16 protein-coding genes are annotated in these 19681 nt (G+C 46.7%); 14 read left to right on the top strand and 2 right to left on the bottom strand.

Annotation, left to right across the window (positions count from 1 at the left end; all coding sequences use genetic code 11):
- Window positions 1–257 precede the first annotated feature (257 nt).
- The 11 genes from SLH55_RS16245 to SLH55_RS16295 all read left to right on the top strand — a co-directional run bounded on the left by SLH55_RS16245 (window position 258) and on the right by SLH55_RS16295 (window position 14066).
- Entirely contained in the window at window positions 258–533 is a 276-nt protein-coding gene (locus SLH55_RS16245) for a DUF3949 domain-containing protein (RefSeq protein ID WP_320324001.1), read from the top strand.
- A gap of 351 nt (window positions 534–884) precedes the next feature.
- Window positions 885–2474, top strand: a complete 1590-nt coding sequence (gene aceB, locus SLH55_RS16250) for a malate synthase A (RefSeq protein ID WP_320324002.1) — start codon at window positions 885–887, stop codon at window positions 2472–2474.
- A gap of 151 nt (window positions 2475–2625) precedes the next feature.
- A complete protein-coding gene (gene aceA / locus SLH55_RS16255; protein ID WP_219168035.1) occupies window positions 2626–3906 on the top strand; it encodes an isocitrate lyase in 1281 nt (426 codons plus the stop codon).
- Window positions 3907–4106: 200 nt separating this feature from the next.
- A complete protein-coding gene (gene argC, locus SLH55_RS16260) occupies window positions 4107–5141 on the top strand; it encodes an N-acetyl-gamma-glutamyl-phosphate reductase (protein WP_320324003.1) in 1035 nt (344 codons plus the stop codon).
- A 14-nt stretch (window positions 5142–5155) separates the two neighbouring features.
- On the top strand, window positions 5156–6385 hold the full coding sequence (gene argJ / locus SLH55_RS16265) for a bifunctional ornithine acetyltransferase/N-acetylglutamate synthase (protein ID WP_320324004.1): 1230 nt from the start codon (window positions 5156–5158) through the stop codon (window positions 6383–6385).
- Window positions 6348–7157 carry an acetylglutamate kinase gene (gene argB / locus SLH55_RS16270; protein ID WP_320324005.1) on the top strand — a complete coding sequence of 270 codons (810 nt, stop codon included), beginning with the start codon at window positions 6348–6350 and terminating at the stop codon, window positions 7155–7157. Before argJ ends, argB begins: the two co-directional genes overlap by 38 nt.
- Window positions 7154–8314, top strand: a complete 1161-nt coding sequence (locus tag SLH55_RS16275) for an acetylornithine transaminase (RefSeq protein ID WP_320324006.1) — start codon at window positions 7154–7156, stop codon at window positions 8312–8314. Before argB ends, SLH55_RS16275 begins: the two co-directional genes overlap by 4 nt.
- Window positions 8315–8388: 74 nt before the next feature.
- Window positions 8389–9453 carry a carbamoyl phosphate synthase small subunit gene (locus SLH55_RS16280; RefSeq protein ID WP_320324007.1) on the top strand — a complete coding sequence of 355 codons (1065 nt, stop codon included), beginning with the start codon at window positions 8389–8391 and terminating at the stop codon, window positions 9451–9453.
- Window positions 9446–12523 (top strand): carbamoyl phosphate synthase large subunit, encoded by a 3078-nt coding sequence (locus tag SLH55_RS16285; RefSeq protein WP_320324008.1) that lies wholly within the window; start codon window positions 9446–9448, stop codon window positions 12521–12523. The genes SLH55_RS16280 and SLH55_RS16285 overlap by 8 nt, the downstream gene beginning before the upstream one ends.
- A complete protein-coding gene (gene argF / locus SLH55_RS16290; protein WP_320324064.1) occupies window positions 12523–13473 on the top strand; it encodes an ornithine carbamoyltransferase in 951 nt (316 codons plus the stop codon). Before SLH55_RS16285 ends, argF begins: the two co-directional genes overlap by 1 nt.
- A 149-nt stretch (window positions 13474–13622) precedes the next feature.
- Window positions 13623–14066 (top strand): YueI family protein, encoded by a 444-nt coding sequence (locus tag SLH55_RS16295; RefSeq protein ID WP_219168030.1) that lies wholly within the window; start codon window positions 13623–13625, stop codon window positions 14064–14066.
- On the opposite strand, the gene SLH55_RS16300 is transcribed toward SLH55_RS16295, so the two are convergent.
- Window positions 14063–15127 carry an AbrB family transcriptional regulator gene (locus SLH55_RS16300; RefSeq protein ID WP_320324009.1) on the bottom strand — a complete coding sequence of 355 codons (1065 nt, stop codon included), beginning with the start codon at window positions 15125–15127 and terminating at the stop codon, window positions 14063–14065. The genes SLH55_RS16295 and SLH55_RS16300 overlap by 4 nt on opposite strands.
- 72 nt (window positions 15128–15199) lie before the next feature.
- Complete coding sequence (locus tag SLH55_RS16305; RefSeq protein ID WP_320324010.1) at window positions 15200–15556, bottom strand: cupin; 357 nt, start codon at window positions 15554–15556, stop codon at window positions 15200–15202.
- 656 nt (window positions 15557–16212) lie between these two features.
- Between SLH55_RS16305 and gatC the strand changes: the two genes are divergently transcribed.
- The 3 genes from gatC to gatB are packed head-to-tail and all read left to right on the top strand — an operon-like array spanning window position 16213 to window position 19419.
- Entirely contained in the window at window positions 16213–16503 is a 291-nt protein-coding gene (gatC, locus tag SLH55_RS16310; protein ID WP_219168027.1) for an Asp-tRNA(Asn)/Glu-tRNA(Gln) amidotransferase subunit GatC, read from the top strand.
- Between the two features lie 12 nt (window positions 16504–16515).
- Window positions 16516–17976 (top strand): Asp-tRNA(Asn)/Glu-tRNA(Gln) amidotransferase subunit GatA, encoded by a 1461-nt coding sequence (gatA, locus tag SLH55_RS16315; protein WP_320324011.1) that lies wholly within the window; start codon window positions 16516–16518, stop codon window positions 17974–17976.
- Between the two features lie 12 nt (window positions 17977–17988).
- On the top strand, window positions 17989–19419 hold the full coding sequence (gene gatB / locus SLH55_RS16320) for an Asp-tRNA(Asn)/Glu-tRNA(Gln) amidotransferase subunit GatB (protein WP_219168025.1): 1431 nt from the start codon (window positions 17989–17991) through the stop codon (window positions 19417–19419).
- Window positions 19420–19681: the final 262 nt, after the last annotated feature.

Consider the following 19681-nt stretch of genomic DNA (forward strand, 5'->3'; position numbering starts at 1 on the left):
CGTGCCGAGACCCCGGAAGCGGTTTTTGCTGAGGAGGCTCGGCCGAACGTCCGTGGAAAGCGGGACTGTTCCCTTCACCCTCCTGCACCACAACTTAAATGACAGAGCATCGTAAATCTTAGTTTATATGCAAATATCAACAATCTTTGCGAAAACAGCCTTTTTTTTGAGGGACGGACCTTGCTTTTTCCAGGAAAATGAAACCATCACGCCTTTGCACTCGTAGAAAGGGTAAAGACTAATTGAGGTGATACAGTATGAACGGATATTATCTATTCGGACTTATCGTGGCTCTTGTATTATTCGTTGTCACGCTCATCATGATCCCGATACAGTATCGTTATATTAAAGCGATGGATGAGGAAAGAAGAAAGAATGTGTCCCAGGGGAAGATGTTTGAGGATATGCCTGTGCAGGAGCAGGTGCTTCATCACAATGCCCAGTCCAACCCTCTCTTCATCCCTGCCAATATCATTGCCCATATCCTCTACAAGATGAAAAAGATGCAAAACAAGGGAGGTGGAAAAGGATGATGAGTTTTATTGCCCTTGCAGTGGCGGGAACCTCTCTAGTTTTTGCCTCCTCAGTCCTCGAGCAGAACAAAAAGTTAGAGAAGAGAATTAGCGAACTGGAACACAAACGTTAACCCATTCAGGTTCATGGATTGAATTGAAGGTCCGTCCCTCACCGCTTTAACGCGATGAGGGACGGACCTTCTTTTTTATTTAGGGAGCGATTTAGTAAACTTGCGAAAATTGTCGAATGAAAATTCTGAAAAAAGTGTTCCAAAACAGATGCTTCTGTTATACAATACAAACATGTTAAATAATCTGTATTATAACAATAAAGGTTTGTTTAATACACTTAAGGAGTGAATGGGTTCTATGTCTACTCAGATGGTTGGTATCAAGGTAACCGGGGAAATACGACCGGGCTTTGCTGACATTTTATCTCCGGAAGCTTTACAGTTTTTAGAGAAGTTGGAACGGAGATTCGGAGACAAACGCAAGGAGCTGTTACACAACAGGGACGAAAAGCAGGAACGGATCAATGGAGGAGAGCTTCCCCATTTCCTGCCTGAAACAGAATCGATTCGACAAAGTGATTGGAAGGTGCGCCCGATACCAAAAGCGTTACAAGATCGCAGGGTGGAAATTACAGGTCCTGTCGATCGGAAGATGGTCATCAATGCTCTGAACTCTGGAGCGAAATGTTTCATGGCATGTTTTGAAGATGCCACCTCACCAACATGGAAGAACCTCATAGAAGGACAGATCAACCTCAGAGATGCTGTTCACCACAAGATAGACTTCGAGACGAACGGGAAGCGTTATGAATTAAAAGAAGAACATGCCGTACTTATCGTGCGACCAAGGGGGCTTCATCTGGAAGAGAAACATATCGAACTGGATGGAAAACCACTATCGGGAAGCCTTGTAGATTTTGGCTTATTCTTTTTCCATAATGCAACTCAATTAACTTCTTCAGATAAAGGCCCTTATTTTTACTTACCTAAATTAGAAAGTCACCAGGAAGCACGGTTTTGGAATGATGTATTCGTCTTTGCGCAGGAGTATGTCGGGATTCCCCAAGGGACGATCAAAGCAACGGTACTGATCGAAACAATTACAGCTGCGTTTGAAATGGATGAGATCCTTTATGAATTAAAAGATCATTCAGCAGGATTGAACTGTGGAAGATGGGATTATATTTTCAGCTATATCAAAAAGCTTCGGGAGCAGGATGATGTGATTCTCCCGGATCGTTCGTCGGTCACGATGACAGCGCCATTCATGAGAGCGTACTCACTGCTTACGATTAAAACTTGTCACAGAAGGGGAGCTCCTGCGATAGGCGGGATGGCGGCACAGATTCCTGTAAAGAACGATCCTGTAAAGAATGAAGAAGCGTTCAATAAAGTAAAAACAGACAAAGAAAGGGAAGCTCGTGATGGTCATGACGGTACATGGGTCGCGCATCCGGGATTAGTACCGGTTGCCATGGACGTATTCAATCATGAAATGAAGATGGCGAATCAGATCGAAGTGAAGACATTGGATAGTCTGGACGTGTCTGAACGGGATCTGCTAGAAGTCCCTCAAGGAGCGATAACGGAAGAGGGTGTCCGCTTGAACATCAATGTGGGCATTCAATACATTTCTTCCTGGCTGAGCGGCCAGGGCGCGGCGCCGATCCACAACCTGATGGAAGATGTGGCGACAGCAGAAATCTCACGTGCCCAGCTATGGCAGTGGATCCGTCATCCGAAGGGAATCCTTGACGATGGCCGGAACATCAGCATGGAACTCTATGAAGTGTTGAAACAGGAAGAACTGACGAAACTCAAAAGTCAATTAGGAGAAGAGAGATATAAGGAACGTCGATTCGCGGAAGCCGTCGAACTATTCGACCAGCTCATCCAAAATGATGAGTTCACAGACTTCCTTACGATTCCGGGTTACAAGATCCTTTAAAGAAACATCTGGAGGGACGGACCTCAGGGTGAATGGCGACCTCAGGCACCACTACTGCTTAGATGGGGCATCAGGGACGGACCTCAAGAACTGACGCAAGATCATTTTGGAACATATAAAATCCAAAAACAAAAAAAGGGAGAGATTTAACATGGTAAAAGCGAATAACGAACGTGTAACGTCACTACAGGAAAACTGGGAAATGGATCAGCGCTGGAAGGGGATCACACGCCCGTACTCGGCTGAAGACGTTATTCGTCTAAGAGGCTCCATCGACATTGAGCACACCCTTGCCCGCCGCGGTTCTGAAAAGCTGTGGAATCTACTTCACGAAGAAGACTATATCAATGCCCTTGGCGCTTTGACAGGAAACCAGGCGGTCCAACAGGTAAGAGCCGGACTGAAAGCCATCTATTTAAGCGGGTGGCAGGTTGCAGCGGATGCTAACCTTTCAGGTCATATGTATCCCGATCAAAGTCTGTACCCTGCTAACTCCGTCCCATCTGTCGTAAAGAGGATCAACCAGGCCCTGCAACGTGCCGACCAGGTTCATTATGTGGAAGGGGATGAATCCATCGATTGGTTCGTGCCGATTGTGGCCGATGCGGAAGCAGGATTCGGAGGCCAGTTAAACGTGTTCGAATTAATGAAGGGGATGATTGAAGCAGGAGCTTCTGCCGTCCACTTTGAAGATCAGCTTTCGTCTGAGAAGAAGTGCGGTCATCTGGGAGGTAAGGTTCTTCTTCCTACTCAAACGGCAGTTAAGAATCTCATTTCCGCCCGTCTTGCTTCGGATGTAATGGGCGTGCCGACGTTAATTGTTGCACGTACGGATGCGAATGCCGCGGATTTGATCACGAGTGATGTAGATCCGTATGATGCAGAGTTTATTACGGGCGACCGTACACCGGAAGGATTCTTCCGCACGAATGCCGGGCTTGACCAGGCGATTGCAAGAGGTCTTGCATATGCTCCTTATGCAGATCTTGTATGGTGTGAAACGTCTGAACCGAATCTTGAAGAAGCGCGCCGATTTGCAGAAGCGATCCATGCTGAACATCCAGGGAAATTGCTGGCATATAACTGTTCGCCGTCGTTTAACTGGAAGAAGAAATTGGATGATGAAACGATCGCCAAATTCCAAGTGGAGCTTGGGAAAATGGGGTATAAATTCCAGTTCGTCACACTTGCAGGTTTCCACGCACTGAACCACAGTATGTTCGAGCTTGCGAGAGGGTACAAAGATCGTGGTATGGCTGCTTATTCACAGCTTCAGGAAGCGGAGTTTGCGAGCGAGAAGCACGGATATTCAGCTACTAGACATCAGCGTGAAGTAGGAACAGGTTATTTTGACGAGGTATCCATGGTGATTTCAGGTGGCACATCCTCCACGACAGCCCTGAAAGGTTCAACCGAGGCAGCCCAATTCTAAAACAGTATTAAAATACTCATAAAGGTCCGTCCCTCAACGTCGAGGGACGGACCTTTATTTGTGTTTGTTTCTAGTACTATCGAAGTGAATTTGTGAATAAAGTAACTTTAGTTAAAAATTTATAAATATACTATTGATTTTATTAATATACACTCATATAATTAGACCTAATTTAAATTTAATGTCTGGAGTGATTGGTATTGGATGTTGGTATTGTTGGTAGTACTGGGTATGGAGGCGTGGAGCTGTATCGTCTGTTGTCAAATCATCCGAATGTAAGTGAATGCATTCTGTATTCATCATCTTTAGATGGGACTTCCTATGCGGAGGAGTATCCGCATTTATCCGGCCTTTCCGGAGAAAAAGTGAAACCGATCATGATGAAGGAAATGCAGCAGTTGGATTTCGTTTTCCTGGCCGCTCCTTCCGGCGTATCAAGGGAGCTGGCTCAGAACCTCATCGGGAAAAAGGTGAAAGTGATTGACCTTTCCGGTGATCTTCGTTTAAAGAATCCCCGTGAATATGAAGAATGGTATAAAGGAGAATCGGCGCCGAAACATATCCTGGACAAAGCCGTTTACGGACTGACTGAACTCAATCGCGAGACCATCCGGGAAGCGGACCTGATTGCGAACCCCGGGTGCTTTCCGACGGCAACACTGTTGGGTCTTGCCCCGCTCTTTCATCACGGTCTCACAAAGCCCCATTCCTTGATCATCGATGCCAAAACGGGATTGTCCGGAGCGGGGAGAAAAGCGACTCAGTCCAGCCACTTCTCGGAGACACAGGAAAATCTACGAATCTATAAAGTCCATGAGCACCAGCACACTCCGGAAATCGAGCAACAGTTAAAGATATGGGACAGTGAAACGGGACCAATCACTTTCTCCACCCATCTCATTCCCATGACCAGGGGGATCATGGTGACGATGTACGCAGAATTAAAGAACACCTCAACCACGGGGGAGTTACACAGCCTCTATCACAGCTTTTTTGAAGGAAGTCCTTTCATCCGGGTACGCCGGGAAGGTCAATTCCCAAGTACAAAAGAAGTGTTCGGTACCAACTTCTGTGATGTATCCATCAAAGCCGATCCACGGACCAACCGGGTAACGATTGTGTCAGTGATTGATAATCTGGTGAAGGGGGCGGCAGGTCAAGCCGTGCAGAATATGAATGTGATGCTGGGGATAGACGAAACGACGGGACTTCACTATTATCCAATTTATCCATAAGAGGGGGAAAATCTATGAAACTGGTTAAAGAAAAGGGTGTTCAACGGATCGAGGGAGGAACGATTCTGTCGCCCCTTGGGTATAAGGCAGGTGGACTCCATGCGGGCCTTCGATATGCAAAGAAGGATTTCGGAGTGATTTACAGCGAGAAACCTGCTCACTGCGGAGCGGTCTATACACAAAGTCATTTTCAAGCGGCACCCCTCAAAGTCACTCAGGAAAGCATCTCTCAAACTCATAAATTGCAAGCCATCGTCGTGAACAGTGCGATTGCCAACGCATGTACAGGAGAACAAGGACTGAAGGATGCGTATCAAACAAGGGAATGGATCGCTGATCGGTTTCAAATCCCTGAAGAGTATGTTGCCGTGGCATCAACTGGTGTCATCGGCGAGTGGCTTCCGATGGAAAAAATGAAAAAGGGCTGCACGGAAATCAAGGTCGATGGGAATCCCGAAGATGCCCACGCGTTCCAGCAGGCCATCCTCACCACGGATACAGTCGAGAAAACGTCCTGCTGCCAGGTGCTGATCGACGGGAAAACGGTCACTATCGGAGGATGTGGGAAAGGTTCCGGAATGATCCATCCCAATATGGCGACGATGCTCGGTTTCATCACAACGGATGCCACCATACCATCGGACGTTTTACAATCCGCCCTAAAAACCGCCATTGATCAATCCTTTAACCAAATCACCGTAGACGGGGAAACATCCACCAATGACATGGTCATCAGCATGGCAAACGGGATGGTGGAGCATGATGCCCTTGGCGAAAGTCATCCTGATTGGCATCACTTTCAAGCAGGGTTGAACACGGTATGTGAAGATCTGGCCAAACAAATCGCGCGGGACGGGGAAGGGGCAACCAAATTGGTGGAAGTGAGTGTCACTGGGGCTAACTCCCATCAAGACGCCAATATCGTAGCAAAAAAGATTGTCGGATCCAACTTAGTGAAGACGGCCATCTTCGGCGGGGACCCCAACTGGGGAAGGATCGTCGGAGCCATGGGACACAGCGGAGTGGATCTAAACCCTCATCAATGTGATATCTCGATCGGGGACATCCCCGTATTTTCAAACGGAACGCCTCAACCATTCAATGAGGAAGAAGTGAGTCGATATATGCAGGCTGAGCAAGTAAACATTAACGTCTTCCTGTACGACGGCGAAGGAAGAGGAAAAGCGTGGGGGTGCGATCTTACGTATGATTACGTCAAAATCAATGCAAGTTACCGAACATAAGAACGTTTTGGTGGTGAAGCTTGGCGGCAGCGTCCTTTCCAAGCTTTCAGCCCCTTTTTATCAAAGTATAAGAGAACTGCAGAGGAGCTATCATGTCATCATCGTTCACGGTGGGGGGCCGGACATCACGGCGACACTCGGGATGCTTGGGATACAGTCTACTTTCATTAACGGGCAGCGAAAGACCACGAAGGATGTTTTCGCCATTGCTGAACAAGTTCTAAAAGGCAAGGTGAACAGTGGACTCGTCCATCGATTCAACCTGGAAGGAGTCAATGCCATTGGACTGAGCGGGTACGACGCCCAGTTATTAAAGGCGAGTTTCATAGATGAAGACTCTTTGGGATTGGTCGGAAAAATAGAGGAAGTCAACCTCACGTTGATGCACAATCTGCTCTCCTTGAACTATTTACCGGTCATTGCCCCCCTTGCATCAACCGCCGGAGGAAATCGGGTGAATATAAATGCCGACCTGGCCGCTTCAGCCGTTGCCAAAGCCCTGAATGCAGAAAAATTGGTGTTTGTCACGGACGTACCGGGAATCCTGAAAGATGGTGAACTTGTTTCACGTGTAACAATGGAGGTCGTTGACCAGTATATCGAATCCGGTGTGATTTACGGAGGGATGATCCCGAAGGTTCAGGCTGCCCTATCCGTTCTGAATGAAAGCATACATGAAGTGATGATTGTCGGATGTCAGGGCTCTATCATTCAGGACGGAAAAATGATCGGAACACAGATAACAGATGGAAAAGAGGTTCAAGCGATATGAGTCATATATTTCCTACGTATAATCGATTAGACATCGAATTGGTGTCAGGAAAGGGCACGGAGGTTCAGGACCGTAATGGCGAGACTTATTTGGATTTTATTTCCGGTATCGCCGCATGTAATTTGGGTCATTCCCCGTCCGGTGTCAAAGAAGCGGTGAAAAAACAGATGGATGAACTGTGGCATGTGTCGAACCTGTTTCCAATATCAAAGCAGGAAGAAGCAGCTGCGCTTCTCGCTTCTGCAAGCGGTCTGGATGCGGTGTTTTTTTGTAACAGCGGAGCCGAAGCAAATGAAGCGGCCATTAAATTAGCGAAAAAACATACAGGGAAGACGAAGATCCTCACTTTCAAGCAGTCCTTCCACGGCCGTACCTTTGCGACAATGAGCGCAACAGGCCAAGAAAAGATTCATAGCGGATTCGGCCCCTTACTACCGACATTTGAGTATCTTCCATATAACGATGAAGGGGCACTGTCGGACGTGAAAGATGGGGATGTGGCGGCCATCATGCTGGAAGTGATTCAAGGAGAAGGGGGAGTCAATCCCGGGACCCAGTCATTTTTAAAGGCAGTAGAAGCCAAGTGCCGGGAGCTGGATGCGCTCCTGATCATCGATGAAGTCCAGACAGGTGCAGGTAGGACAGGGAGGCCATTCGCGTATCAGCACCATTCACTGGACCCGGATATCGTCACGGTTGCAAAAGGAATCGGCAGCGGATTCCCTGTTGGAGCCATGATCGGGAAGGAAACACTCATTCCATCCTTTTCACCGGGCACTCACGGATCGACTTTCGGAGGAAATCCGTTAGCTATGGCGGCAGCGAAGGCGACTATGGAAACGATCTTTCATGAGGACTTTTTGCAGGATGTTCAGCGTAAGTCTGAATATTTCATGAATGAACTGAACGACCAGCTGAATGAGTGTTCGATTGTGAAAGAGGTGAAAGGGATCGGTTTTATGATAGGGATTTCATTCCATCATGAGGTGAAAGACATCATCACGGAACTGCGGGAAAATGGGTTATTGACTCTTCCTGCCGGCACACAGGTCATCAGGCTTTTGCCACCGTTGACAGTTACTTATAAGGAACTCGACCGGGCTATTCATATTTTAGTCAGTACGATCAAACAGCATCAATCAGCCGGAGTATACTAATTTTTTTTTTTTTAACTATTAATGTATAAAAATACTTAATTATAATTATTTATTCATAGTTGGGAGTGCATATCATGACAGGTTATTTATGTTTGGAAAACGGAAGCATCTTTAAAGGGGAAGTCATTATGGAAGGAAGTGATCCCATTCAGGGTGAGATTGTATTTTTCACGGGAATGACTGGGTATCAGGAAGTACTGACGGACCCTTCTTACAAAGATCAGATCGTTGTTTTCACTTACCCTCTCATCGGTCAGTACGGAGTGAATGAGGATGATTCAGAAAGCGGGGAGCCTCAGGTGAAGGGAGTGATCATGCTCAATTTGCCAGACACATACTCCCATTATCATGCGACTTCTTCTTTGAAGGAATATCTGGAGAAGTGGAAGATCCCGTTCATGACAGGGGTGGATACGAGAGAGGTTGTCAAGGCGATCCGTGAAGGAGGAAGCCAAAATGCCTGTATATCCTATACAGAAATGGTTCCCGAAAAGGAAAAACTGACAGGGCAGATCGAAAAGGTAGCGCTAACGGAAATTCGTCAGATGGGAAGTGGGAGCAAGCATATTGCTGTCGTCGATTTCGGTGTGAAGAAATCGATTGTAAGCAGTCTTTTGGAAATGGACTGTCTCGTTACAGTCATCCCGTTTCGCCAATTGGAGATGTTGGACCAGTTGAGCATCGATGGCCTGGTGTTATCCAACGGCCCCGGGGACCCGAAGGAAATGATGACATTGCTACCCCGACTGAAAGAGAAAATCATGGGAATCCCGACCCTCGGCATCTGCCTGGGTCACCAATTGATCGCCCTTGCCCTCGGCGGGGACACGGAACGACTATTATTCGGGCACAGGGGAGCGAATCATCCCGTCATGGACCATCAAACGGGTGAGGTGTTCATCACTTCGCAAAATCATAATTATGTGGTGAACAAGGAAAGCCTGGTCGGTACCGGCCTTGAGCCACGTTTTATCAACGTGAATGATGGCTCACTTGAAGGACTTCAGCATAAGGATAAACCGATCCTATCCGCTCAATTCCATCCTGAAGCGCGTCCGGGACCTGAAGATGCATCGTGGATCTTCAAGCAATTCTATCAATCGATTAAACAACCAGGGAGAGAGAAACTATATGCCTAAAGATTCCAGTATACAGAAAATCCTGATCATCGGGTCGGGACCCATCATCATCGGGCAGGCCGCTGAATTTGATTACTCCGGTACACAAGGGTGTCTTGCCTTGAAGGAAGAGGGCTATGAGGTAGTCCTTGTAAACAATAATCCCGCCACCATCATGACGGATACCGCTTACGCCGACAAAGTGTATAGTGAGCCGCTTTCGGTCAAATCTGTGACGGCCATCATCGAAAAAGAACGGCCCCATGGGTTGGTGGCAAGCTTGGGTGGGCAGACTGCCTTGAATCTTGCCGTCAAACTGGATGAGAAAGGCGTTCTTGCCAAGAACGGTGTAAAGCTTCTTGGTACCTCGGTTGATTCCATTCAAAAGGGAGAGGATCGAGAGAAGTTCCGTTCGTTAATGGAGGAGCTTGGGCATCCGACAGCTGAAAGCAGCATCGTTCATGATTTGGAAGGGGCACTGACTTTCTCTGAACAGACTGCCCTCCCAATCATCGTCCGTCCTGCCTATACGTTAGGGGGAAGAGGCGGAGGGATCGCTTCTACGATGGAGGAATACAGAAAGCTCGTCTTATCCGGACTGAAGGCAAGCCCCATCCATCAAGTCTTAGTGGAAAAAAGCATCGCCGGCTTCAAAGAGATCGAGTATGAAGTGATGAGAGATTCGAAAGGAAATTGTATATCGGTCTGCAATATGGAAAACTTCGATCCGGTAGGGGTCCATACAGGGGATTCCATCGTCGTCGCTCCGTCCCAGACCTTGACCGATCTGGAGTTCCATATGCTCCGTACAGCGGCATTTGATATTATCAGTGCTCTTAAGGTAGTGGGAGGATGCAATATACAATTTGCTTTAGACCCTAACAGCAAACAGTACTATGTGATTGAAGTGAATCCCCGTGTAAGCAGGTCTTCTGCCCTTGCATCAAAGGCAACGGGCTACCCCATCGCCAAGATCGCGGTGAAGATTGCTGTCGGTTACACATTGAATGAGATCATCAATCCATTGACGAGGACCACCTACGCAAGCTTTGAGCCTGCCCTGGACTATGTTGTGGTGAAGTTTCCGAGATGGCCGTTTGATAAGTTTCCTGAAGCGAACCGTGTACTGGGGACGAAGATGAAAGCAACGGGTGAAGTGATGGCGATTGAGCGTTCACTGGAGGCCGCTTTTCAAAAAGCTGTCCAATCATTGGATATGTCAGTAGAGAACATCTATAGAAGGCTTAATGATGTATCGGTCAGAGACTTGGAGGAAAAGATTGAAGTGCCGACGGATTCACGGTTCTTTGAACTGATGGAGCTGTTAAGAAGAGGCAGTTCGGTTGCCGATCTTCATGAAAAGACGGGAATCGATAAACTGTTCCTGTCGGTTATGAGTAATCTGGTGTCTGTAGAAAAAGGGCTTCAGGGCATGCCGTTTACTTCAGAACTTTTGAAAAAAGCAAAAGAATTCCGATTTGAGGATAAAGTCATCGCCGGATATACGGGGAAGTCAGAAGCGGATATCACCACGATGAGAGTGGAAGAGGGTATCGTCCCTGGGTTCAAAATGGTGGACACATGCGCAGGAGAATTTGAAGCCATCACGAACTATGCTTATTCGACCTACTATGGCTCCAATGAGATAAATCCTTTGGCTGGAGAGAAAAAAGTCCTGATCGTCGGGGCGGGGCCGATCCGGATCGGCCAGGGAGTCGAATTCGACTACAGTGCCGTCAAGGCGATCCAGCGTCTGAAAAAGCATGGATACACGACGATCATGGTGAACAATAATCCAGAGACCGTCAGCACCGATTATGAGACGGCAGACCGGTTATATTTTGAACCGATTACGTTCGAATCCGTCATGTCAATCATCGAACATGAGAATGTGGATGCTGTCCTTGTCCAATTTGGTGGGCAGACAGCGTTGAACCTGGCAGGAGTGCTTGAACAAGCAGGTGTGAAATTACTCGGCACCTCTAACGATAAAATTGATACAGTGGAAGACCGGGAGCTATTTTATCAATTGCTGGATGCTAAAGAAATTCCACGTGTGAAGGGAGAGATTTGCCACAGCAGGGAAGAAGCCCTGCAGGTGGCACGTCATCTAGCCTTCCCTCTTCTGTGCCGCCCTTCCTACGTCATAGGGGGCAAAGGCATGGTGAAGGTGAATACACCGGAAGAAATGAAACGTTTCATTCAGGAAGCAGAGAAAGAGTATTTTCCTATATTAATAGATGAATTCAAAGAGGGACAGGAAGTGGAGATCGATCTTGTCGGGGACGGTGTCCATGCATATGTTCCCGGTGTGATGGAGCATATTGAACGGGCTGGTGTCCACTCGGGCGACAGCATGTCCATCTTCCCTTCGGAATCCCTTTCTGAGGAAATGAAAGAGATCATCGAAGGATATGCCAATAAGATCGTCTCCGCGCTTCAGTACAAAGGGATCATGAATATTCAATTCCTGCTGCAAGATGAACAGTTATATGTGTTGGAGGTGAACCCAAGGGCTAGCCGGACCGTCCCGATTGTCAGTAAGATCCTTGGCTTTTCACTGATGGATATGTCCATCGATTTGATATGCGGGGAGAACCTGACGATCGACGCTTTTGAGACTCCTTCCAAGGTGGATGGGGTCGGAGTGAAGTATCCCGTATTTTCATCCCACGCCATGCCGGAAATCGATCAAACGCTGGGCGCAAATATGAAGTCGACTGGGGAAGGGCTGTGTCTGGGTGAAACCGTCGAAGAAGCTTTATATAAAGTGTTCGAAGAAGCTCATGAAGGTGTGGAAGCCGGCGGGACGATCTACGTCGACAGCCCCCACGCAGAAATAAGTCAGTATCAGACAGCCCCGGATGATATATTCAGTGATTGGATCGAAACAGACACTGCCTGTATCTATTACAGTGATGGGGAATCCGAAGTAATGAAGAAGAGAAGGATCGTTGCCTTAGAGGCAGGGATCATTGTCATGACCGAAGCGGAAACCTTGTACGCCTTCATTCGGAGTAAGAGCGCAGTCAATGTTAAACCTAAGCCTTTAGTCCATTCAAAAATCTTGCAGGGAGTGAACGGAGCATGATGAAATCAAACATCGCATCGATACCATATAAGCTGTCTTTAAAAGGAAGAGATCTTGTCACATGGCTGGATTACACGGCGGAAGAGGTACATGAGCTTTTGAACGTTGCTCAGTATTTGAAGAAAAACCCACGATCCAAGAGCCTGGAAGGGAAGATCCTCGGAATGATCTTTGAAAAGTCGTCCACGAGAACACGGGTGTCATTTGAAGCGGGAATGCTTCAAATGGGTGGGCATGCCATCTATCTGAATTCCCGTGATATCCAGCTTGGAAGAGGGGAGTCCATTGAAGATACGGCGAGGGTCCTGTCCTCCTACGTGGATGGAATCATGATCCGTACGTTTGAGACAGAGAAAGTGACTCAGTTGGCTGCAAGTTCAAGCGTCCCCGTCATCAACGGGCTCTGTGATACGTATCACCCCTGCCAGGCGTTGGCGGATGTGTTGACGATCCTTGAAACAAAGGGGACGTTAAAAGGAGTGAAGGCAGTGTACATCGGGGACGGAAACAATGTGGCACACTCCTTCATGATCCTTTGTGCAAAGCTTGGAATGGACGTCGTCGTTTCTTGTCCGGAAGGGTATGAGCCGAAAGCGGATATTATTGGTAAGACGGTTGAACTGGCCGCCAACAGCGGAGGGAGTTTTACGCTTACTTATGACCCGATCGAAGCGGTCAAAGGGGCTGATGTCGTCTACACCGATGTGTGGGCAAGTATGGGGCAGGAAGAAGAAGCGCTAAAGCGTCTTGAAGATTTTAAAGGGTATCAAGTCAATGAAGGGCTGCTTGCACACGCTGCATCCGATGTGACATTCCTCCATTGCCTTCCTGCCCATCGTGAAGAAGAAGTGACGGCAGACGTCATCGACGGAGCACATTCCGCGGTGTTTCAACAGGCGGAGAATCGACTGCATGTCCAGAAAGCGATCTTGCAATCTCTATTTGTATAAAAGCAAAGGGTTCGCTCACTTTGAAGAGCGGACCCTTTTAGTTGCCTGAAAGTATCTCCTTAAGAGAAAATGGGACAGAACCAAATGGACACATGTAAACATATAGTGTAGGGGAAACTGTATTAAGACGTTTTGGAGGTGCAGTGTTTTTGAGTAAACCAAGCATAGATGATTATCTGGAAAACGGAATGTACGGTCAGAAGCAAACCAAGCCCGATGAAAGAAGGAAGTTTCTTGGTAGCCTCAGAGAGCGGATCGTCATCGCTCTGACCCAAAGTCAGGTGAGGGAAAAGGGAGTATATAAGGAAGTTCAGGATCGGATGAAGCAGCATCCTGATGCGAAGCTTCTATTGAATGGAAATATGAGCTATACCTTTTTATCAAAATACATCAAGCTTGCCGATGCGCATCATATTCCGTTTTCCATGGTCACCAATAAGGATATCGAAACGGAAATCGGCCTCGTTCTCGCCTATGATCATGCCATTGATCTAGAAGAGATCTATGTACAAAAACAAAGTGAAAAAGTCAGCGAATCTAAGCCGAAGCAAAAGAAAAGCCTACTTTCATCAATTAAAAATAAGCTTTTCTAATTGTGTTTGCCCTTTTGGAAAATGGAGAGCTTGAACAATCCTTTCAACATGACCGGGATGACGAAAAGAATGAACAAGATACGGAATAAATGATACCCCGTAATGATGGAAAGGTCGGCATGGACAGCTTGCCCCACCAGTGCCATTTCGGCCATGCCACCGGGGGCCAGGCTGATAAATGCGGTCAGGAATGATATGTCATGCCATCGGCTTAATAGCACACTGAGACCTGCACAGCATAAAAGCAGGCAGAGAGAAGTAAATAACGACCATATGATAAACTTGCCCATCGATCCCGATGACGAGAAATTCATCATGAAGCTAAAGTAAATGCCTAAAGATAGCTGTGCCAGGATAATGAGAAGACCTGGCATATGGGGAACCGGCCATTCAGCCACCATGAAGCCTCCGATCACCAATATCGGACCAAGTAAGGCAGGGGTGGGCAAGTGGATTTTTTTAGCCAAAATGCCTGCTGCGACAGCGATCGTGAAAAAAAGGACGAACCCCCATTGAATAACAGGTAGCTCAAACGACTGTGCGGCAGTTCCGGTCCCTGCTCTTTCGCCGGCCAGGAGTGGACTGAACACAAGGAACGGTACGACAAAGATGACAGACAGAAGCCGGATGACCTGTAGGATCGTGACGACCGTCAAGTCGATATTCCTCATCTCTTCTCCAAGAGCCACCATTTGTGAAAGTCCACCGGGAATGCTGCCGGTGATGGTCGAGGGCAGACCGATCCCTGTCATGTGCGATGTAATATAAGCCAGGATCATGCTGAAAACGATAAGGGTAACCGTTGTTGCCAGCATGGACGGTAGCTGAGTGAAGATTTCAATCATGGTTTGCTTGCTGAAGGACTGCCCGATGGTATAGCCGACAATGACCAACCCAATATCCCGGAAGTATGATGGCCAGGCAAGTTCAAGCTTTGTCCATTTGTTGATTAGAAAGACCGAAACCATCGAACCGAGCAGCCATGAGAGGGGAAGATGGAGGAGGGTGAAAACCGCTCCGCCTATGATCCCTGCTATTAAGGCTGATAGAATAGGATACATGTAGACAACCCTTTCGATATATGTACTCTATTTAAGGGTAATCAAACGGGAGAATGGAAGCAACTGGTCCGCTTATCCCAGAGTGAGATATCGTTCGGGATCAAGTCTGCTGCCCTCAGCTACAATGGCTGTCATACCTGTATCTGAGCCGGATTCATGCATTTCGCCTTTCTGCCAGAACACGGCCATTCCCGGTTCGACCTCAATCTTATCTTCTCCTTCAATCCTGACCCAACCACTTCCCGACGTAATCATCAGAAGCTGATCGCACATGGCGGGATGCATTCCCAGTACGCTGTTTGCTTCTAAATAAAAGTATCCGATCTGAAATGGCTCATCAGGCTTTAGTAAAGGATGGATCGTCACATTTTGACTGTTGAATTTTTGAATGGATTTTCCGGTATTTTGTTTGAAGCTGTATATTTTCATGGAATCACCTCTTAAAGTATAGGTTCGATATGGGGTTGGGAAATCCTTTATATTGAAGGTTAGATTTATCCATTTTATGGAAATTTATGCAATTATACATAATAATGACGCAATTAAGCGTGAAAATGACGCAATAAATAAAAAAACGACGCAATTATCCGGAAAATGACGCAATCAAAGCCTGAAATGACGCAATCCTCCTCGTACTGGACCATATTGACAGTCTTCCTTTTATTAATTCTCCATAAAGTCTCTTCTGCATAAGGGATTTCATCAATATTTGGATCGGAGTTACTCAAATAGACGTTTTTTTCATCCTATTGCAGGAGTAGGAAGCTTTATAAAAAAAGAAAATGTGAAATCCGGGCACGATCATTTGCCCTCTGCATGATTCCCCCAGGAAAAAGTTCCGAATCACGGGACCGGACCATCATCAGTATGCGTGACCGACCCACACATCGAGCTCAACTAAATGTTTATCATTTATTCAGATACTCCCACCCAAGGTCCGTCCCTCATAAAATCACACCCATCACTGATTTCGTGGTAGAATGGAGGGAAGTATGGACAACCCGTATCATAGTTGCTTTCATGAAGCGAATTTTGGTATTATCAATAGTATTGTGAGTGTTCGAACATATACGGAGGTGAAGAAGATGTCTAGAATTTCTGAAGAGCAGGTGAAGCATGTTGCGCACCTTGCACGACTAGCCATCACTGAAGATGAAGCGAAGAAGTTTACGACCCAGCTGGATGCGATTATCGGGTTTGCCGAGCAGCTGAATGAATTGGATACATCGAATGTGGAAGCAACAAGTCACGTACTGGATATGAAGAATGTGATGCGTGAAGATAAGCCTGTTAAAGGCCTGCCACGTGAAGAAGTATTAAAGAACGCACCAGACAAACAAGATGGACAAGTTCGCGTTCCATCGATCTTGGACTAAGGAGGGGACCTCATGTCATTATTTGACCATAAATTATCAGAGCTTCATGAGCTTTTACATAAGAAAGAAGTTTCTGTCACAGATCTGGTAGACGAGTCGTACAAACGAATCGACGCCGTTGAAGATAAAGTAAAGGCATTTTTAACACTGGATGAAGAGAATGCCCGCAGTAAAGCGAAGGAAATGGATTCCAAACTTGGGACGGATGAAAGTAAAGGTCTTCTTTTCGGAATGCCGATCGGGATCAAAGATAATATCGTCACAAAAGGTCTTCGTACCACTTGTGCAAGTAAAATCCTTGAAAACTTCAATCCGATTTATGATGCGACGGTCATCAATAAATTACATAGTGCCGATACGATCACGATCGGTAAATTGAATATGGATGAGTTTGCGATGGGTTCATCTACTGAAAACTCCGGTTTCCAGAAGACAAGCAATCCATGGAATCTTGAAACGGTCCCAGGTGGATCTTCAGGTGGTTCCGCAGCATCCGTTGCAGCAGGGGAAGTACCATTTTCATTAGGTTCCGATACTGGTGGATCGATCCGCCAGCCGGCCGCATTCACGGGTACTGTCGGATTAAAACCGACATACGGACGTGTATCCCGTTTCGGTCTTGTCGCATTTGCTTCATCTCTTGACCAAATCGGACCAATCACTCGTAACGTTGAGGATAACGCGTACCTACTGCAAGCTATCGCTGGACTTGATCCGAATGATTCGACTTCAGCCAATGTGGAGGTTCCGAATTATGCGGAGGCTCTGACAGGCGATGTAAAAGGGCTTAAGATTGCTGTACCGAAAGAATACTTAGGTGAAGGTGTCGGGGAAGAAGCCCGTCAAGCTGTGCTTGCTTCACTTAAAGTATTGGAAGGCATGGGAGCGACATGGGAAGAAGTTTCTCTTCCGCATTCTAAATTCGGTGTGTCCACTTACTACTTGTTAGCTTCTTCTGAAGCGTCTGCCAACCTTGCCCGTTTCGACGGTGTTCGTTACGGCTACCGTACGCCGAACGCAGAGAACCTTCTTGATCTTTATAAGAAGACACGTGCGGAAGGCTTCGGGGACGAAGTGAAGCGTCGTATCATGCTTGGAACGTTTGCTTTAAGCTCCGGTTACTATGATGCTTATTATAAGAAAGCTCAACAGGCGCGTACGTTGATCAAGAAAGACTTTGAAGATGTATTTGCGAAATATGACGTCATCATCGGACCTACAACACCGACGCCGGCTTTCAAAATCGGTGAAAAAATCGATGATCCATTAACGATGTATGCAAACGATATTTTAACGATTCCAGTCAACCTTGCAGGGGTACCGGGAATCTCAGTACCTTGTGGATTCTCTTCAACAGGACTTCCGCTAGGTCTTCAAATCATCGGAAAGCATTTTGACGAAAGCACGATTTATCGCGTCGCTCATGCATTTGAGCATGCGACAGATTTCCATACAAAAAGACCACAACTGTAAGGGGTGAAATCAATGAACTTTGAACCAGTAATCGGACTAGAAGTCCACGTAGAATTAAAAACGGACAGTAAGATGTTCTCTCCGGCGCCGAACCACTTCGGAGCAGAGCCGAACACAAATACAAACGTGATCGACCTTGGCTATCCCGGTGTTCTTCCGGTGGTAAACAAGCGTGCCATTGAGTTCGGAATGAAGGCGGCCATCGCATTGAATTGTGAAATCGCCACGGATACAAAGTTTGACCGTAAAAACTATTTCTATCCGGATAACCCGAAAGCGTACCAAATCTCTCAATTTGACAAGCCGATCGGTGAAAATGGATGGATCGAGATCGAAGTGAATGGTGAGAAGAAACGGATCGGGATCACCCGTCTTCACCTTGAGGAAGATGCAGGGAAACTGACTCACTCAGGTGACGGTTATTCCCTTGTCGACTATAACCGTCAGGGAACACCTCTGATCGAGATCGTGTCCGAGCCGGACATCCGTACACCGGAAGAGGCATATGCGTATCTTGAGAAGCTGAAATCCATCATCCAATACACAGGGGTTTCCGACTGTAAGATGGAAGAAGGATCGCTTCGCTGTGACGCCAATATTTCCCTGCGTCCAATCGGTCAGGAGAAGTTCGGAACGAAAGCCGAGCTTAAGAACCTCAACTCATTTAACTTTGTAAAAAAAGGATTGGAGTATGAAATCGTCCGTCAGGAGAAAGTACTTCTATCTGGAGGGTTGATTCAACAGGAGACGCTTCGTTTCGATGAATCAACGGGTAAAACCATCCTTATGCGTGTCAAAGAAGGATCGGATGATTACCGTTACTTCCCTGAACCTGATCTTTTACATCTTCACATCGATCAAGAATGGATGGACCGCATCCGTGCCGAGATCCCTGAGCTTCCGGATGAGCGTAAAAAGCGCTATGTAGAAGAGATGGGGTTACCTGCATATGATGCCATGGTTCTGACTTTGACGAAGGAAATGTCTGATTTCTTTGAAGAGACTGTTGTAGCAGGTGCAGATTCGAAGCTAGCGTCCAACTGGCTGATGGGTGAAGTGTCTGCTTACCTAAATGCACAGCAGAAGGAGCTTGAAGAGGTCAAGCTGACACCTCAAGGCCTTGCCGGAATGATCAAGCTAATCGAAAAAGGCACGATTTCTTCCAAGATTGCGAAGAAAGTGTTCAAGGAATTGGTGGAAAACGGTGGAGATCCTGAACAAATCGTGAAGGATAAAGGCCTTGTCCAGATTTCTGACGAAGGTGCTTTACTCAAGATTGTGACGGAAACATTGGATGCGAATCCACAATCCATCGAAGACTTCAAGAACGGGAAAGACCGCGCCATCGGATTCCTTGTAGGTCAAATCATGAAAGCGACAAAAGGCCAGGCCAACCCGCCGCTTGTCAATAAATTATTGCTTCAGGAAATTCAAAAACGTTAATGATAGAATAGCAAAGCCCTCTGAGAACTATGTGCTCTCAGGGGGCTTTTTTAGGGACGGACCTTGAAAATTTCAAGGTCCGCCCCTCTTTTTGTTCAAGTTTTCCTGATTTGAGTGATTTTTAAGGGTTTTGTATAGGACGTTTAACCCGAGGTTGAAAAATATGAGTTATAGGTCTTTGGGCTCGTTCGAAGTGGATAATGCTTGTATTATAGTATATGTAATGTTTTAAATAGTTTGAAAATTCTTATAAAGAGGTGTT

The organism is Rossellomorea sp. YZS02 (assembly GCF_033963925.1).
In the GTDB taxonomy this organism is placed as follows: Bacteria; Bacillota; Bacilli; order Bacillales; family Bacillaceae_B; genus Rossellomorea.

Coding starts and splice junctions, on each gene's coding strand:
- SLH55_RS16280 (WP_320324007.1), top strand. CDS start 8,389: ATGACAGGTTATTTATGTTTGGAAAACGGAAGCATCTTTAAAGGGGAA.
- argF (WP_320324064.1), top strand. CDS start 12,523: ATGAAATCAAACATCGCATCGATACCATATAAGCTGTCTTTAAAAGGA.
- argB (WP_320324005.1), top strand. CDS start 6,348: ATGATTACGTCAAAATCAATGCAAGTTACCGAACATAAGAACGTTTTG.
- aceA (WP_219168035.1), top strand. CDS start 2,626: ATGGTAAAAGCGAATAACGAACGTGTAACGTCACTACAGGAAAACTGG.
- aceB (WP_320324002.1), top strand. CDS start 885: ATGTCTACTCAGATGGTTGGTATCAAGGTAACCGGGGAAATACGACCG.
- gatB (WP_219168025.1), top strand. CDS start 17,989: ATGAACTTTGAACCAGTAATCGGACTAGAAGTCCACGTAGAATTAAAA.
- SLH55_RS16305 (WP_320324010.1), bottom strand. CDS start 15,556: ATGAAAATATACAGCTTCAAACAAAATACCGGAAAATCCATTCAAAAA.
- gatC (WP_219168027.1), top strand. CDS start 16,213: ATGTCTAGAATTTCTGAAGAGCAGGTGAAGCATGTTGCGCACCTTGCA.
- gatA (WP_320324011.1), top strand. CDS start 16,516: ATGTCATTATTTGACCATAAATTATCAGAGCTTCATGAGCTTTTACAT.
- argJ (WP_320324004.1), top strand. CDS start 5,156: ATGAAACTGGTTAAAGAAAAGGGTGTTCAACGGATCGAGGGAGGAACG.
- SLH55_RS16285 (WP_320324008.1), top strand. CDS start 9,446: ATGCCTAAAGATTCCAGTATACAGAAAATCCTGATCATCGGGTCGGGA.
- SLH55_RS16300 (WP_320324009.1), bottom strand. CDS start 15,127: ATGTATCCTATTCTATCAGCCTTAATAGCAGGGATCATAGGCGGAGCG.
- SLH55_RS16275 (WP_320324006.1), top strand. CDS start 7,154: ATGAGTCATATATTTCCTACGTATAATCGATTAGACATCGAATTGGTG.
- SLH55_RS16245 (WP_320324001.1), top strand. CDS start 258: ATGAACGGATATTATCTATTCGGACTTATCGTGGCTCTTGTATTATTC.